This window comes from Nostoc sp. UHCC 0870 (assembly GCF_022063185.1).
Lineage (GTDB): Bacteria > Cyanobacteriota > Cyanobacteriia > Cyanobacteriales > Nostocaceae > Trichormus.
The window spans coordinates 17054-33108 of the sequence record NZ_CP091916.1 but is presented as its reverse complement, the minus strand read 5'-3'; the positions used below and the strand labels follow the sequence as shown (position 1 = coordinate 33108).

16 protein-coding genes and 2 pseudogenes are annotated in these 16055 nt (G+C 41.7%); 3 read left to right on the top strand and 15 right to left on the bottom strand.

The genetic code is table 11. From position 1 onward, the window contains the following. Positions 1–84: 84 nt before the first annotated feature. The 4 genes from L6494_RS29260 to L6494_RS29245 all read right to left on the bottom strand — a co-directional run bounded on the left by L6494_RS29260 (position 85) and on the right by L6494_RS29245 (position 3235). The gene (locus L6494_RS29260) at positions 85–1107 is read right to left on the bottom strand and encodes a tyrosine-type recombinase/integrase (RefSeq protein WP_237997347.1); all 1023 of its coding nucleotides are present in this window, start codon (positions 1105–1107) and stop codon (positions 85–87) included. Between the two features lie 418 nt (positions 1108–1525). Then, the gene (locus L6494_RS29255; protein ID WP_237997346.1) at positions 1526–2026 is read right to left on the bottom strand and encodes a hypothetical protein; all 501 of its coding nucleotides are present in this window, start codon (positions 2024–2026) and stop codon (positions 1526–1528) included. Between the two features lie 178 nt (positions 2027–2204). Continuing rightward, on the bottom strand, positions 2205–2744 hold the full coding sequence (locus L6494_RS29250; RefSeq protein ID WP_237997345.1) for a hypothetical protein: 540 nt from the start codon (positions 2742–2744) through the stop codon (positions 2205–2207). Further along, positions 2741–3235, bottom strand: a complete 495-nt coding sequence (locus tag L6494_RS29245; protein WP_237997379.1) for a DUF4365 domain-containing protein — start codon at positions 3233–3235, stop codon at positions 2741–2743. The genes L6494_RS29250 and L6494_RS29245 overlap by 4 nt, the downstream gene beginning before the upstream one ends. Positions 3236–3694: 459 nt before the next feature. On the opposite strand from L6494_RS29245, the gene L6494_RS29240 reads away from it, so the two are divergent. Next, positions 3695–4537: a DNA/RNA non-specific endonuclease gene (locus L6494_RS29240; protein WP_237997344.1), complete on the top strand. Its 843-nt coding sequence runs from the start codon at positions 3695–3697 to the stop codon at positions 4535–4537. 17 nt (positions 4538–4554) lie between these two features. On the opposite strand, the gene L6494_RS29235 is transcribed toward L6494_RS29240, so the two are convergent. The 9 genes from L6494_RS29235 to L6494_RS29195 form a co-directional block, all read right to left on the bottom strand. Continuing rightward, positions 4555–4962, bottom strand: a complete 408-nt coding sequence (locus L6494_RS29235; RefSeq protein WP_237997343.1) for a nuclease A inhibitor family protein — start codon at positions 4960–4962, stop codon at positions 4555–4557. Between the two features lie 96 nt (positions 4963–5058). Further along, complete coding sequence (locus L6494_RS29230; protein ID WP_237997342.1) at positions 5059–5517, bottom strand: hypothetical protein; 459 nt, start codon at positions 5515–5517, stop codon at positions 5059–5061. Between the two features lie 2 nt (positions 5518–5519). Then, positions 5520–6299, bottom strand: a complete 780-nt coding sequence (locus L6494_RS29225) for a ParA family protein (RefSeq protein WP_237997378.1) — start codon at positions 6297–6299, stop codon at positions 5520–5522. Between the two features lie 297 nt (positions 6300–6596). Continuing rightward, positions 6597–8180 (bottom strand): restriction endonuclease subunit S, encoded by a 1584-nt coding sequence (locus L6494_RS29220; RefSeq protein WP_237997377.1) that lies wholly within the window; start codon positions 8178–8180, stop codon positions 6597–6599. Continuing rightward, the gene (vapC, locus tag L6494_RS29215; protein WP_237997376.1) at positions 8180–8587 is read right to left on the bottom strand and encodes a type II toxin-antitoxin system tRNA(fMet)-specific endonuclease VapC; all 408 of its coding nucleotides are present in this window, start codon (positions 8585–8587) and stop codon (positions 8180–8182) included. The genes L6494_RS29220 and vapC overlap by 1 nt, the downstream gene beginning before the upstream one ends. After that, positions 8584–8859 (bottom strand): hypothetical protein, encoded by a 276-nt coding sequence (locus tag L6494_RS29210; protein WP_237997375.1) that lies wholly within the window; start codon positions 8857–8859, stop codon positions 8584–8586. Before L6494_RS29210 ends, vapC begins: the two co-directional genes overlap by 4 nt. Before the next feature lie 114 nt (positions 8860–8973). After that, complete coding sequence (locus L6494_RS29205) at positions 8974–9189, bottom strand: DUF433 domain-containing protein (protein WP_237997374.1); 216 nt, start codon at positions 9187–9189, stop codon at positions 8974–8976. A gap of 39 nt (positions 9190–9228) precedes the next feature. Then, positions 9229–9846, bottom strand: coding sequence for a Uma2 family endonuclease (locus L6494_RS29200; RefSeq protein WP_237997373.1), 618 nt, complete (start codon positions 9844–9846; stop codon positions 9229–9231). Positions 9847–9872: 26 nt separating this feature from the next. Next, the gene (locus L6494_RS29195) at positions 9873–11330 is read right to left on the bottom strand and encodes a class I SAM-dependent DNA methyltransferase (protein WP_237997372.1); all 1458 of its coding nucleotides are present in this window, start codon (positions 11328–11330) and stop codon (positions 9873–9875) included. A 316-nt stretch (positions 11331–11646) separates the two neighbouring features. Here L6494_RS29195 and L6494_RS29190 point away from each other — a divergent pair, with 316 nt between their 5' ends. Both L6494_RS29190 and L6494_RS29185 read left to right on the top strand, forming a co-directional pair. After that, on the top strand, positions 11647–12261 hold the full coding sequence (locus tag L6494_RS29190; RefSeq protein ID WP_237997371.1) for a Uma2 family endonuclease: 615 nt from the start codon (positions 11647–11649) through the stop codon (positions 12259–12261). Positions 12262–12280: 19 nt separating this feature from the next. After that, on the top strand, positions 12281–12553 hold the full coding sequence (locus tag L6494_RS29185; protein WP_237997370.1) for a hypothetical protein: 273 nt from the start codon (positions 12281–12283) through the stop codon (positions 12551–12553). Between the two features lie 10 nt (positions 12554–12563). Here the strand turns inward: L6494_RS29185 and L6494_RS29180 are convergent. Together L6494_RS29180 and L6494_RS29175 are read right to left on the bottom strand one after the other, a co-directional pair. Then, positions 12564–12962: pseudogene (locus L6494_RS29180) on the bottom strand (type I restriction-modification enzyme R subunit C-terminal domain-containing protein); the annotation flags it as partial. 80 nt (positions 12963–13042) lie between these two features. Then, positions 13043–16009 (bottom strand): annotated as a pseudogene (locus L6494_RS29175) (Tn3 family transposase). Positions 16010–16055 lie beyond the last annotated feature (46 nt).

Below are 16055 nucleotides of genomic sequence, written 5' to 3'. Positions count from 1 at the left end.
GCTATTGTTAGCAAATAAATACAGTTAACCAATACTGAATATTGACTAAAATTAATATAATACAATTATTCAATTTATGAATTTTCATTCGCCCGAATCCTTCAACATTCCCGTTAACAACTCCGACATTTCCCACAAATCTTTATTGCGGTTATCATCATAAATCATCAGTGTTCTGGGGTCAGCATGACGACTTAACTTCTGCACCTTTCTGATATTCCCATCCGTCGCATCCAATGCCGCCGTAATCGCCGAATGCCTCACCCTGTGCGGTGACATCGGTTTCTTCACCCCCGCTTTCTTAAAAGCTGCCGACACAATTTTATAGATAGCATCCGCAGTCAATCTATGCCCCTCATTATGAAAATCTAACGCCGTAAAAATTGGTAAATTAACATTCAAATCCCCCCTAGCAATTAACCAATCTGCAAGAGCCGCCGCCACATCCTTGGACATATCTAAATATTCTTCATTCGTTCCCTTACCCTTACCCAAAACCCTTAACTTGCGCCCATAAAAATCAAAGTCACCCACATTTAACTGACATATCTCCTGACGACGCAAAGCCAAACCCCACAGCACCAGAAAGATTGCATAGTTGCGTTTACCAATCAAAGTCTCCCGGTCAAACTGCTGTAACACAAGTGCTATCGTCTTGCTATCAACCCCCCGCGTATCCCGATAAGCCTTGACCTTCTCCCCCTCGACATCTTCCAGGGAATAATTGCACACACCCAGCTTGCGCCCCATCTTCGCCAAAGACTTAATCGCCGCCAACCGCCGATTAATTGTGGCCTCCCGCACCCCCGAAGCTATCAATTTCGCTTTGTACTTCAGCACCACCATCACCGCTTGCTCTCGCTGCAAGTGCAGAAACTCCAGCACGCTATCACCACTTGGCGGCATTAGAGTCATCTTCATAAAGAAATCCCGCAAATCTTTCTCGTAAGCACGCCGAGTATTGGGGTTGCGTTTATCTGCCAACAGCTGCGCCAACACATCCGGGTCGCCCTGAAGCTCTGCGTCAAAATACCTAGTTATCGGCGCACTTAAACACGCTTCTAACTCGACTTTAACCAATTCCCCCCAAACCGGCTCATTAGGCATAATTGCTCACTATTACGTTATTGATAATGTATGTTTCCAATAACGTCTATTGTAGGTCACTTACATCGTGCATTAATATTTACAATCCGTGAACACCTAAATCCGTTTTGCGGAAGTGATAGAGTGTCAATTGGTGATGCTAGTTCTGTAATTTCCGGCTTTGATATCAAAATTGATAGCGGGATGTGGGTTTCAGGTGCAGCAGTTTTTGGGCAAGTCAGTTTAGAAACCGCTCCTGGGAGCAAGAGCAAAAGCAACAGCAATCTCGTAAGGTCGAGCGTAGGCCATCGCTGTGGTCTTTACTTGCTTTGAGTGAGCTTGTGTATATACGCTCGTCTGTACCAATTTCTATACAAGTCCTGAAAGAATGCGATCTGTGCTTTGGATTTTTGAATATTTTCTCTTCGATTCTTAAACATCAGCCAATCTTTTGAGATTTTCGCTTAAGTTTTGCGATCGCGCTTAATACGCTAGAGCGATTTTTAGCAATAACCATCCATTTTGGCAAACGACTAAATAGGCTTTGATTATGCCAACCGTATGGTGCAACGCGTTTTGATTGACGTAGTTTTGCCTGAATATATTTTTCTAGTAGTAATAGATGGCGTTCGTTGTATGCCCACAAAACATGATGACGACAGCTAATCTGTAGCCACAGTGGTAGTCTAAAGTAGCTATCGCACATTGGGTCGGCATACCAGTTAAATCCCAAACCCTTACCATTCCAATCTTTGACTAGCCCACAATCTTGACACACAAGACGCTGTGGTTGGAAGTAGCTTAAACAAAATGTATTTGCATTTTTTGTTGGAGTAATTCGCGCACACGATTGGCAGCCTGGACAAACTACTAAGATTTCGTCCATCATGTCATAGATGGTAATGCTTTTTTCTTCTGGCAGTGGCTCTATCTGACTCATGATTGACATTGCATCTCAATAATGGCAACTACCGTGCAACTGTGCGATTCAGCAGACACGCTCAAGTGCAGACGGCATTGAAATATGAATGATAACCGCCAGCGTTTGCCCTCAGCAGATGAGTGACTCGATATCAGAATTGATTTAGAAAAAACCTAAAAATCTTGACCAGCCGGATTTAGATATTATTAAGAAGCAAATTGTGGGGATTTTCGAGAATAAAATGATTGTCAACTTTTACTAAATCACCTGTGCAGCGAACTGGTAAACGTTCCTGATAGGCTTGAATAGCTAAGATATAATCATGGTCTGCCAGTTGGGTTTTGATTTCTCGTAATTTCTCAAAAACTTCACCTAATAAAATAATTTCTCCACTCAGAGAATCAATTGATGGAGTGGCAATTTGCATAATTATGCCAAGAAAGGTGAAGTTGGGATAATTGGTAATAAATTCGCTTAATATTTCAACTTGGTCACGATTTTCTACTATCTCTAATGTTTTTAATATATCGCTGATTCTTTCAGCATAATCTCCTAAACTATGTTGGAGAGGTAGCAAGATTTCATATTCGGCGGCATCTTTTTTCAGTCGCCAAATTGCCCCGGCATCATTATATATACGCCCTGTTTCATGCCAGCCTGTTGCTTGCAAATGTGCCTGTATCACTTCAGGGTTAACTGTTTTGAGGATTTGACTATCTTTAATAGTAACTTTCATGGCAAACCTCCAAAACTAATGCGTTCAATAATGGCTTGCAGTGCATCAGGCGTAAACTGATTACTACGGGGTACTTCAATAGTAACATTGGTTATATTTTCTGTGTCTGGCATCCCGCGCAAGGATACCCAGTAAGCACAATATCTCAGACACAGTTCGGATTCTGTTTGTTTTATCCAATCTGTTATTTTTTCGGGAACTAAAACAACTACTAAAATTCGAGGGACAAGGGCATTGATTTTTAAATCATTATAATTTTTGAGATTGAGGGGATATTTAATATAGTTTTCCTCAAGAATCTCTCTGGCTGTACATTTTAGTTGTAGTTCTAGTCTAGGAGAAAGGATTTTACCTGTGCCACCTCTACTAACTATGCCTAAGTCTACACTATCGTTATCTACTTCTGGTCTATATAAAGAATAACCTGCAACGGCGGCGATGGCTCTAATATAGGTGATGCTAAATTGTTCTTTTTGTTGGTTGATATCCATTAAATTACTGTTATTATTCAATTCTCCATTGCCTAAAGTGGTCTGGTAATTTTCATAAATTTAGAACTTTAAAAGAATTTAATCATACTGGACTGAAGTAACAAACTGAAGTAGGCGAGCGCAGTGTAGCACTCTATCTGACCCATCTTGTGGCACTGGTACTATGGCGAGCGCACCAGTGTCGCAAGCTGGGGCAAACACTCATGCGCTTTTTGTGGCATGGTGCAAGAGCAAGGATAGAGCAGGGCTAGGCTGGGAATTTAACCAAAATACAGGGTTATATCATCCTGTGAGTTAGTGAGAAGATGCGTACAAGGATGCGATGCGATGGCTTCGAGAGAGGAAAAATCAGATCTGATGGGGCAGGAGACTTTACAATTTGAAGCCTAGCTGAGTGAAAGTCAGGAAATACAATCAGAAATGCTGAAGTGAAATAAATCTCTAAGAGTGCGTCAATTTATGGGAATTTGTCGAAATTGGGGTGTATCTGTAGCGGCGTTGGTGGCGTTGATTGTCGGTTGTTCGCCAGCCCAGTCCCAAGTGCCACCATTAACTGAACTTTCCCCATCAATAAGCGTGCATTTACTGCTGGGAAATCCCAGTGGTGCAACGCCAACAAAGCTTACGCCTGATAATTACCTGATGGTCAAAAATCAATATGCACTCTCCTACAACAACAGCAAGGGAACTGCCAACTGGGTAGCTTGGCAGCTTAACTCCTCATGGTTCGGAGATGCAGAGCGTCAAGATAACTTCCGCCCAGACAACACCTTACCTGCGGGTTGGGTGCGAGTGACTCCTTCTATGTACTCTGGAAGTGGATATGACAGAGGTCATATTGCACCTTCAGCAGACCGCACCCGAACAATAGAGGATAATGCAGCTACTTTCCTGATGACAAACATGATGCCCCAGACACCCGATAACAATAGAAATACGTGGGGAAATTTAGAAGATTATTGTCGAGAATTAGTCAGCCAGGGTAAAGAACTTTATATTGTCGCTGGGCCTAGTGGTAGTCTTGGCGAACCCCTCAAAGGTAAAGTGACAGTTCCCAAATCCACTTGGAAGATAGTTGTTGTATTAGATAGCCCAGGCTCAGGGCTTAAAGGTATTACAGCTAATACTCGCGTTATCGCAGTGAATATTCCCAACGAGCCAGAATTAAATAACGATTGGAGGGCTTATAAAGTCAGTGTTGACGAATTAGAAACACTCACAGGCTATGATTTCCTGTCTAATGTTTCCCCAAATATTCAGTCAGTGATTGAATCTAAAGTTGATAATGTGACCGTTAATTGACCTGAACAACAATTAATCTAGGTTTCCACAACTTTAGTAGAAAGACCAGCTAAATTTCCTCTTTGAGTTTCACCAATAATATAAACATCGATTTCAATCCTTCCCAAGCGATACACCTGCGGGTTTTTTAAATTCGATTTTATTACCTCTAGCAGTTTTTGAAATTTAGCAACTACAGCCTTTTCTGCATCCTCATGCCAGTCTTGGGGAGTAGTTACTCTGCTAAAAAAGCTGTCAATGTCTACCACTTTAAAAGACGTATCTTGTCCATGATCTGTCTGCTGCAAGACTATTTCAGGTGTAACAGGAGGTGCAACTCCTTCCCACAAAAAAACCTCAAATGGGTAATCTGACTCGCTCATAAACAACAAGCCTGACGATGCCTGTTTTAGCTGTTCTAAAATTTCTGAGTTGGTTTTAGTCATATATCACAATCAAACGCTCAAACAGTATCATTCATCTGGCTGCATATTCACTACACTCGTAAGTTGCATTCATTCACCGATGCGATCGCCCAACATTTATTCCTTTGATGAATTACTCAACATAGTTATTAACCGCTTAATTTGACCAACTCGCTTACGTTGGTCGTAGCGGCGTTTGGCTTCAGTGGTAATTTTTTCTAAAAGTGCGTTATCTGCATTAGCAAAAGTCCAAGCAGCTTCTAGAAATACCTCAACTGTGATGCCCCTATCTTTACAAAACCGTGTTAATTCTTGGTCGAGGTCTTTTTCTAAAACGATCGCTGAATGTCGTCGTGTTTCGGGGTACTTTTCCAGTTCGGCTTGAAGTTCAGCGATTGTGTCTGCTGGTGTAGCAGTTGGGTTGTCGGTAGCTGGTACTGGGCTGGTTTCCTGTGGTGAGTTTTGTTCTTCTGTTTGGGGTTCTGGTTGTACTTTGGGAACGAGTGCATCCTGGCGTGGTTCAACTGTGGAGCGATTGCGTTTATTGCGTAGTTGGTTGAGTACGTTATCTGACATTATTATTTACCCCCAAGTGCAGCCTGAATTTTCTCAATTAAAATTTCAAATGGATATTCCAAGTCGGTATATCCCAACTCGCTCAAAGTTGTACGTTTGTTGATGGCTTGTTTATAGCGTTCTGATTCGCGGATTGAGGGTATAACTAACTCCTCGCCAACTTCGTCACGCATTCCATCTACAGCCGCCCGACTTTCTTGGGCTTGGGTGTTACCAAACCAGCGATCGCGGAAGGGTAAAACACCTAATACTTGGGCATTCGTTGCGCCGACATCTTGCAAGCCACTGAGTAAGTCCAGTGTCCGCACTAGCGAACCGTAACCTTTAACTGATGCTTCGGCGGGGATAATCAAAAAATCTGCTGCGCCGATGACTGTCAAACAAATTTGCGATCGCTGGGGTGGGGCATCTATAATGCACACTTTGAATATTTTGCTGATGGCTTCCAATCGTCGTTTGAGTAAGGTTGCACCCACTCCACTGTTAGATAAATAATCTTGTACGGTATCAAGTTGGTCATCGGCAGGGATGAGAAATAAGTTGTCGTTGTCTTGTGTTGGGTAAATGCAGTCTTGTGGTGCAACTGTTTTTTTGAGAAATTCCAATAGGGTTGGTTGGTTGGGTTCTAACTCAAACCCCAGATAGGTAGTGAGATTATGTTGGGGGTCGGAGTCTAGCATCAAGGTGGGCAAGCCCTGGCGTGATAGCAGCCGCCCCAAGAACAGTGAGGTCGTCGTCTTGCCCTGTCCGCCACTCAAGGAGCTTACGGTAATGGTCAACATATATATTTTTAGTAATTTATTAAATTAGCCAATTAACTTAAACTCATTTGATTAATTTGTCAATTAATAAATTTAGCTAATTATCTTTTTAGCTTTTTGACTTTAGCTAAATTTAGCTTTTTAGCTTTTTGTAAAATTAGCTTTTTAGCTTTTTAGAGGTTTGGTAGGGATTCAGGGATATTCCGAGATTTAGGGCGAAATGCTTGCTCTGGCTACTTTTGTGCGATAAATAGAGGGTGTCAAGCTCTGGGTGAGAGGATGAGTTATTGAGTTGGCGCGATCGCTAGTTTGTCTTCGCTACTCTAACCCCAGGTCTAGCTGCACCGATTCTTCTTGTTGTGGTTGGGGTTTTTTGGTACGTCGTGCGCTGCTTTTGGTGGTGGATTTTTTGGCTGTTTTGGTTTGGAGTTTGGCGCGTTCTGCGCGGATGCGTTCTAGCAGGACGGATGCTGGTTCGTCGTCGGGGTCTTGGGGTACGAGTTCGCCGCGAAAGGCTTTGGCTAGGATTGATTGGTCGAGTTGGTCTATGTTAGCTTTGGCTTCTTGGTACTGTTGTTCAATATTATCAGCAAGGTTTAACAATAATTCTACTCTTTTGACAATTTCCTTTTGTTCAGAAAGTGGTGAAAGCTTAAAAGGAATTGTTTTAATCAGATTTAAACTCATAAAAGGTTGCGCCCCACCCCGGGAAACTCGTGAGAAAATATTTGGCTTGATTGCTAGTTGGTAATACTCAAGATACTTTCCATCTACAACTTCAGTTATTGGTTTCAATAGAGCGATATTCTTCATGCTAAATTCAAAGTCCCTATTAACTAGGGCTGGTGTGGCAGTTCCTGCACCAATATTGACTATGATTACATCTCCTTTTTCTGGGTTGCACCGTGAATATATAATTTTATGCTCACTCTCAGGAATAAAGAAACAATTTTCAAAATCTATAAAACCATTTCTAATGTGTTGAGCAGTAATATAAGGAATTCCTTGTGAAACTGTCTTGGGTGTGTCATGAGTGCCATCAGTAACTTTTGTACATACTTTGCCTAATGGTCTTACTAGCCAAGTTTGTGGAATTTTAAACACTTCTTCCCAAGCCAAGTTATATTCAATTAAACAATCAGGTTTTTTGGGTTTTCTATTTCCTGTTGCTTTAGCTTTAGAACAATCTTCCTGATATTGATTATTATATTTTTCATAAATCCTGTCCAACAACACTGAAGCAGGTTCAACATTACTGTTCTGCTCCCGCCAATCAGCAGTGAGGTCGCCACGAAAGGCGGCGGCGAGGACAGATTGACGGAACTGGTCTAGCAGTTGAGGAATATCCTCAAGCTCCTCCTTCACTCGCTGACTCCTAGCCTTCAACGCCTCTATTTTCGCAACTATCCGGCGTTGTTCGTTGAGGGGAGATACAACAATTTCCAAAGGTTGAAAATTTCTGGAAGAAATTCCTGTAACAGTAGTTCCTGTTCCTTCTCCTTTTAATTTGGTTTGAAACCAGGGTGCCGCTATTTGATAGAGTAAAAATTCTGATAACAATATACCTTTAACTGGTCTTAAAATCATCATTCTCTGGGCAACTGAAAATTTTTGCTCAGGAGCTAGTGCTACTTCTCCTAGTGGACCTTCAGTCGTTAAAAGTAAATCTCCTTTTTGAGGTATTCCTCTTGTCATAAATTGGTTGTATATTTCTTCGGAAACATACTTTAAATCTTCCCAAATAACTTGACAATTTTTAATATTAGATGAACGTAGATGAACAATTCCACCCGCACTAAAAGGGGGTGTTCTACCTCTATAATCGATAATTTCAATAACTTCCCTAACTATTGTCCATGTCCATCCGCTTGGAAGTTCTAGTAAATCATCTCTATCTTCCATCAAATTTCTTCCTCCCAATCTTGAATTTGCAATCCATTCACTCGACTAAATTCGCGCGTATTATGTGTAACCAATATTAAATTATTCGCTATTGCAATAGCTGCAATTTGGAAATCATTGGGGCCAATAGGAGTCCCATTAGCTGACAGTTCTGCACGGATTCTTCCGTAAACGAGGGCAGCAGAATCATCAAAGGGCAGCGAAACAAACAACTTGAGAAACTCTTGCTGTCTAGATAAAGTTTTCTCAGGATTATTGCTTTTTATTGCACCATAAAATAACTCGCCTTTGACCACAGAACACACAGCAATATCTGCAATATTTGTTGCTCGTAAACGCTCCCGAATTGCCAGTGACCTACCATTGAGATAACGAGCGCAAACATTAGTATCCAGCAAATATCTCACACAATTTCTTCCCTTTCTTCAAAATCACCTTCAGAATCAATAACAATGGGGTCATCCTGACAACTACCATAAGTCTGCTCAAAAAAACCAGGAGGCCAACCTAATTCCTCTGGTGTTTTTAGCTGATTTGGTTTTTCTAGCGGTTGATAAATCACCATGATTTCTACTTCTTTATCCGTTATCCCTACTGGAATATCTAAATGTAAAATCCCATCTGCCCCGACACGCTTTGATAATTTAATACTGTGCATTTCTGTTTCTCCTTTAGACATTACTCTAGAATATCGACAATAAAAAATTAATCAAAAATAAAAGTTATCTTCATGCGTCAGTTTCCTGTAATCCCCCGCGACGACTAGCAATTTCTTTTTCTATTTCATCTCTACTTATTGAGAAACAAGATAATCAGCATAAAATAACGCAGCTTGTATATCTTCTAGTTCTAATTCTGGGTAATCTTCAAGAATTTCTTGATTATTAGCACCCTTGGCTAGTAATTCTAAAATCATTGACACTGGTATTCTTAATCCTCGAATAATTGGTTTACCAGCTAAAATATTTTTGTCGAATTTAATCCTCTCTAGCAATTGTTTATCACTCATTTTAACTACCTACCTCTGATAATTGAGTACATCCAATAATTATTGACCAGCTTTAAAAACTTTTTCTGCCGTCAAATTTAACTCAGGGAAAGTAGGAGATATGATTTTATCGCTACCCCGAAACTGACTCACTTGGTATTCCCCATCAATTAGTTGATAGACTGAAAAAGTGGGTTGTTTGGGATTACCAATAAATTTTCTAGCTCCCAATGCTGCATAGTCAACAATCCAATATTCAGGAATACCCATCTCCTCATAATCAGCCAGCTTCAGATAGTAATCATCGCGCCAATTGGTACTGACAACCTCAATAACTAAAGGAATTGATGTACCCTTAGTCACAGTAGAAGATTTTTCCCAAAGCGGTTCATCAACTAAAGCCGCATCATTGAGGATTAATACATCTGGGAAATAACCTGATTCTCTTTCCGGTGGTCTTACTATTGCTTGATTAGGGATAAAGTAGGGGAGGTTTAATCGTCTAAACTCTACAGTCAATTCAGCCGCCGAAAATCCTTTTATCCTTTCATGCTTCCCTGTAGGCTGTGCCATTTCGACAATTTCCCCATTGTGCAGTTCGTAGCGTACCCCTGAGTTTTCGGGATACCACGCGATAAAGTCCTCAAAGGTGACTATTTTTGGTAAGGCTTGGGTCATAAGAATTGATGACTGTGGGTTTGCTTTTATTCTAGAAGCGCGGCTTCATCCTCGGTTTCTTCCTCCCCTTCTAGCAACGCCGTCAACGCCTCCATTTCTGCGATCGCAGTTTGTAACTTCGTCATAATAGCCGCCGCAATTACATCTGGTTCAGGTAAATCATCCCCCGACTGCAAACTTTCATCCCGCAGCCAAGTAATATCCAGGTTTTCGCCGCGTTTAGCAATATCCTCCCGCGTAAAGCAACGCCAGCGTCCCAACTCCCCTTCATCTACACGCGGACTTCCCCCATTAGCATCATCCCCGTAAACTTCTTTAAATGCCCGAAAATGCTCTCTAGTTAAAGGAGTCCGCTTGCCAAAAACAGGTATATTCGTCCGCATATCGTAAAACCACACCTGCTTGGTATTCCCCTTCTCCGTCGTTCCCCGTTGGAAAAACAGCACGTTAGTTTTGACACCTTGAGCGTAGAAAATCCCCGTAGGCAACCGTAAAATTGTATGTAGGTTGCACTTATCCATCAAATCAGCGCGGATGCTACGCCCTTGACCATCTTCAAACAACACATTATCAGGTAACACCACCGCCGCCCGTCCTTGGGGTAACAGTCCGCGATAGATATGCTGTAAAAAAGCTAACTGCTTGTTGGAAGTAGGATAAGTAAAATCATCCCGTGTAGGCAGTCCGCCGCCCTTTTTCGTCCCAAAGGGGGGATTAGTTAAGATAACATTGGCTTTTGGTAACTGCTGCCCATCGCTGGAGAGAGTATCGCCCAAATCTACAGCCCCCTCAATGCCATGTAGCAGCATATTCATTAATAACAGTCGGTGGGCATCCTGCACCAACTCAATACCGCAGAATGCTTGGTAACGCTGAAACGACTGTTCAGCTTCGCTTAAATCAAATAAATCATCGGTATGTTTTTTAATATAGCGGTCTGAGGCAATTAAAAACCCACCAGTCCCGGCTGCGGGGTCTTGTACCAGTTCCCCCGGTTGCGGTTTGATGAGTTCCACCATGCAATCAATCAAGGGACGCGGCGTAAAGTATTGCCCTGCACCAGATTTTTTCTCACCGGCATTTTTCTCTAACAGTCCTTCGTACAAATCGCCTAAGCCTTCTGACTTGGCAGAGTACCAGTCCAGTTCATCAATGCTTTTGACCAGCTTATTGAGAATTTGCGGTTTTTTCAGGGCAGTTTGGGCATTAGCAAAAATAGCCTGCACCCGTAGCGGCGTACTGTTAGAACCTAACTCTAACAAGGTGGCGCGGTAAAAGTTCATCTGTTCGATGCCATCCTTGACTACCAAATCACCCCAGCGACAGCCTTCAGGGATTTGGCTTTCTGTCCCTGTTTCCTGCGCCATCTTCAGGAACAGCAGGTATGTTAATTCAGTTACATAATCGAGATAAGTAATCCCGTCGTCCCGCAAGACATGACAGAGATTCCAGAGTTTTTGGACGATATCAGTAGTCGCGCTCAATGTTTTAAATAAGTAGTTACTATATAATTGCTGCTTTGTGATTATACGCAATTAGGTAATGTTGTCAAAGTTTAAGATTGTTGTGATGATTGGCGTAAAGAACGATGACAACAGATAAAGTTATTTTCTGATTTACTATAAATTAAGCAATGGCTGTTTAATTATGCTAATTGCCTAAGTATATAAGTGAAGATTAGCCTAAAATTTTCATCCAAAATATTTGCAAATAAACACTATAACAATCAAACATAATTGAATTATCCCAATAAAAAATATGCAGCGTTTGATAAAGTAAAATATACATGGATGTAAGATTATGACCCAATCTTTGCCAAAATTACTGACATTTGATGAATTTATCGAATGGTATCCCAACGATGATAAACGCTATGAATTACGTAACGGAGTAATTTTTGAAATGCCCCCTCCAACCGGAGAACATGAAAAAGTCATAGCATTTTTGTCACGTAAATTAACGGTGGAGTTTGATCGTCTGAATTTACCCTATGGTATTCCTAAAACTGCACTCGTCAAAACTCCTAGTGCTGAATCTGCTTATTCGCCTGATGTATTGTTATTAAATCTAGACAACCTCAGCAACGAACCACTTTTTCACTCATCTTCAACAGTCAGCCAAGCTGCATCTGTGCCTTTAGTGGTTGAGGTTGTATCGACTAACTGGCGAGATGATTACTACAACAAATTTGCTGACTATGAGGAAATGGGCATTCCTGAATATTGGATTGCTGATTATGCTGCTTTGGGAGCTAGGAAATTTATCGGTAATCCCAAACAACCGACTATTTTTGTATGTAGTTTAGTTGATGGTGAATATCAAATGACTCCGTTTCAAGGTGACACAGCGATTAAATCACCTACCTTCCCCCAATTAAATTTAACCGCACAGCAGATTTTTGATGCTGCTAACTAATTGATGGGAAATAATTACCATGACAATCAATTTACCTCGGAAATTGTCACACTTGCCTAATAGTCTACCCTTAGATGGTGCTGTTCGCATCGAGTTAGTAGAAGGAGTGCCAAGATTTCGTGCATCCAGCTTAGTCCAAGGACGAATTGAAACTTTATTAATTAAACAAAAACAATCGGCTCTGACTTCCGAAGAAGAAACAGAATTAGACGGATATGAAGAATTAGACGATTATCTGAGTTTGGTAAATCGAATTATTAGAAATACATCATTAATTCAAAACGAAATTTAATTAGAATAAATTAGCCCACATCTTGCCATAGTGCTTCATTAATCTGCACCAAAATATCTTCTAACTGCCCATTAAATGCCCTATTTAATCTGACAAATCCACCGCCTTGAGTTTTAAATTCCCCTTGGTCTAACGCTTCCCTATCCACAATCGTTTCTACCTTCAACTGCTTACCAATACGTTCTAACCATTTGCGTTGGGGTGGTGTCCAAGTTTGAGAAGCCAAAATCTTCCTCATTGCTTTGTCCACTCTCTCTTCATAGGGAACTAAAGCATCCCCCAATGTGGCTTGGCGGATAAATCCAATTATTGAAGCAGCAATATCAGCATTGGTCATTTCTCGCCATGCTACCTGCAATGTTTTTTCTGAATATCCAGCTTGGTCTAGCATTAACCGTAATTCCTTCAAGGGGTAAAAGTAGCGAAGAGAGAATTTGCCGCCACGCGACGGCTGAAAATCTTACCCAGATTAGGTTTCAGAAAAAAAAATCAAGGAGACGCAGCATCAATTTGTAATCGCTCGTTCATATCCAGTCGAAAAGTGCCGTAAGGGTTAACATGTACCCAAATCAACGGTGATAACGCCCGGAAATCTTCTTGTCTCATCTGCTTCATCCAAGTGGCTTCTGCTAAAACCCTTTGAATCATCAGCGTATTGATGTAAACAAGGCTGATTTGCAGCAAATGGAGGCACAAAACCGATAATTCTTGTTCATCTAGGCGGTTAGTAGCAATTTCACTGTTTTTGCCGTAAAAAATAAAACCATTAGCACTATTCCAGTTTTCCACCACATTCAGCCCTTCATTAATCTCACGTCGTAAAGCCTCAGAGTTGAGGTAGTGACACAGAAAATATAGTTTTCACTGCTCTACCTAGCTCAGAAAGTGCCTTTTGTGTTGGATGTTGAGGAGAAGAACGGCTAAAACGTTTCAAAATCGTGTCTGCTTCCGCCGTTCCTAAACGTAAAGCAGTAGTATATTTAATCATCTGGTCATACTGCTGGCGAATCAGTTCCCAATCAATCGCTTTAGTCAGTACAAGTTGTAAATTAGGAAAATCTTGTTTTTGTCCAGCACTTGGTAGATATAACTTTTGGGAGCCGATGCGCTTGATCCGAGGCATCAACTCAAAGCCCAGTAAACGGCAAAAGCCAAAGGCAATTTCATTTTGACCGTGGGTGTCTACATAGTTTTTCTTTACTTTCATATCAGTGCAATGCCGTAGAAGACCCTCAATCATTGCTGCCACTTCCGAAGAAGAACAAGTCTTAAGCTGAGAGTAGATGCAGGCAGATTTTTTCTCAACGTGCCAATAGATCATCACTCCCCGACCTCCGTAGCGGATATGCCATTCTGTCATCAAATTTTGATCCCACGAGCCAAACTTTTTGGAATCACTAGCACACGCTGTCGTACCTTCTCCCCAAATTGCTACCTTACGAACATTGAAAGTAGCATTTACAACTTCTGCGATAGCATTACGCAAGTGTTCTCGGTGAATGTAGTGCTTTTTGACATAACGCAGATCATACTCTAAGTCACTGTTAATTCCTCCGCACATACGCTTGAGTCCAGTATTACTACCCAATCCATACAAACACAACAACAATCGTCGTTGTAGGGTTTCTCGGTCTAGGTTAGAACGCACACCCGTATTCTTGAAATGATTAGTAAAACCAATCCGCAGGTCGGCTTCTTTCAACATATCCAGCAAACTGGTCAGGGGCCAGCGTCTTTCTATCTCACGTTTAAGTTTGCAAGATATTTGAGTGGTTCTGGCTGTGCTTCTAGAGGAGAGACGCTAATCCAGCCATTTTTCTTCTTTTGAATCTTGACTTTAGTATTGCTGGGCATTCCTTTATCCAGCATTGTTAAAGCCTGAGTCATTTCCTGCTGGAGTTGGCTGATAAAAGTGAGAGCATCTAATGGTTGCCCTAAAGCCAAGTAGTAGGTTTCTCGATGTACTTCAAAGTCTTGGGGCAAGTCTTCTTCTGGGTTACAGTAGCGTTTAGCCCCAACTACCCAAATTTCCTTGGAGCGCAGCTTATCTCGCAGTGCCTGTAGCACGCATATTTCATAATTGACCCGATTTACCCGTTCCTGCCCATCCTTGTCCTGTTCCAAAAATCAGGTGGCGTTGCTCCTTGGAGAGAACACCATTGATGAACAATTCCTCACCGATTGCATAGTATCGCTGATTGCTGGATTGGTATCTTTTAAGCAATGACAAAGCAGAAATTACTGGGCGGTGCATATCATTATTAGAGCGAAACTCTAGTGTGGATAGCAGTTGAGGAACCATGCGCCGATAGTGATGCAGATATGATGAACGCATCACTGTGTAAACCTTTTCCTCATATGTAGGACTGTTAGATTTATATTCTTTGACTACCGCTTGCAGTGTTTTCGGGCTAACTACTGGGTAAACAACATTCCTTAACAGGTTCTTCTGGACGTTCGAGTGAAGCTTGAGCAATTTCAAATAACAAGCGTGGCTTACCATCCACCTGTTTAAATTCCTCAATAAGTTGTTTATCCACCCGCCGTTCGGCATTAACATAAATGCGGTGGATAATTTGAATGAGCAACTCCACCAAACTGTCGGTAATCTCTTGGTTGCGTTGCCAGCAGAAGGCTGCCACTAATGTGTAGCGAATTTTCGCAGGATGACGACGCAGTTCGCGGGGTGTTTCTGCGCTAGCCCGCGCGACGGTAGTGAGTAATAATTTTTGGGGGGAACATTAGCAAACAGTTTGGTCGGTAGTCCCAAATCCCGGATACATTCAAGTTTGGAGACTTCTTTGAAGATACTCTTGAGACTGGTACGACCGGGGTCTGTTTTGAGGAAATTGAAGACCGACTGTTTAAATTGGCTCTGGTCATCATCTAGAGCATCTTGAGTATTGAGAAGGGCATCCATTTTTGGTCAGCGTTTCTGATTCAATTTGGTTGAAGATGCCAGCACAGAATTCTTTTTCAGTAGTGACGACCGCAGACCGAATCAGCCGTTCTACCGCTTCGGGTATTGGTGGTTCTAACTTTAACTCCCGTAAACGTTGATACACTGCTGCTTCTAATGAGGAGGCTTGACGGTCGTATGCCAAGACAAATTCGCACAACCAAGCAATCAGTTCTGTTTTGTCTTGTGGGTTGAATTCTCGAAAAAACCAAAGAATTCACGGATTTCAGCGCGATGACGTTCAATAGTGCGTCCATGAAACGAGTATTCACCATATTGTTTTGGCGATACGGAGAGAAGTCTCGCAATGTAAGAAACAATCTGTTTGGGAACTTCCTGTTTGGTGGCGGGGGAATTTTGCTTCCATCTGGAAGAATTTCAGTAGCACAGCAAAGCCCAAGCGATTTTCCTCACTTTTATTTGACAGCAAGTGCCATTTCTGTTGGCAGGAGCGTAAAATTTTCTACCAGTTCTTCTGCATCCCATTGACGTTTCACTCCTTACCGTTCCTCACCCTAGTCATAGGATACAAAAGTTTATCTA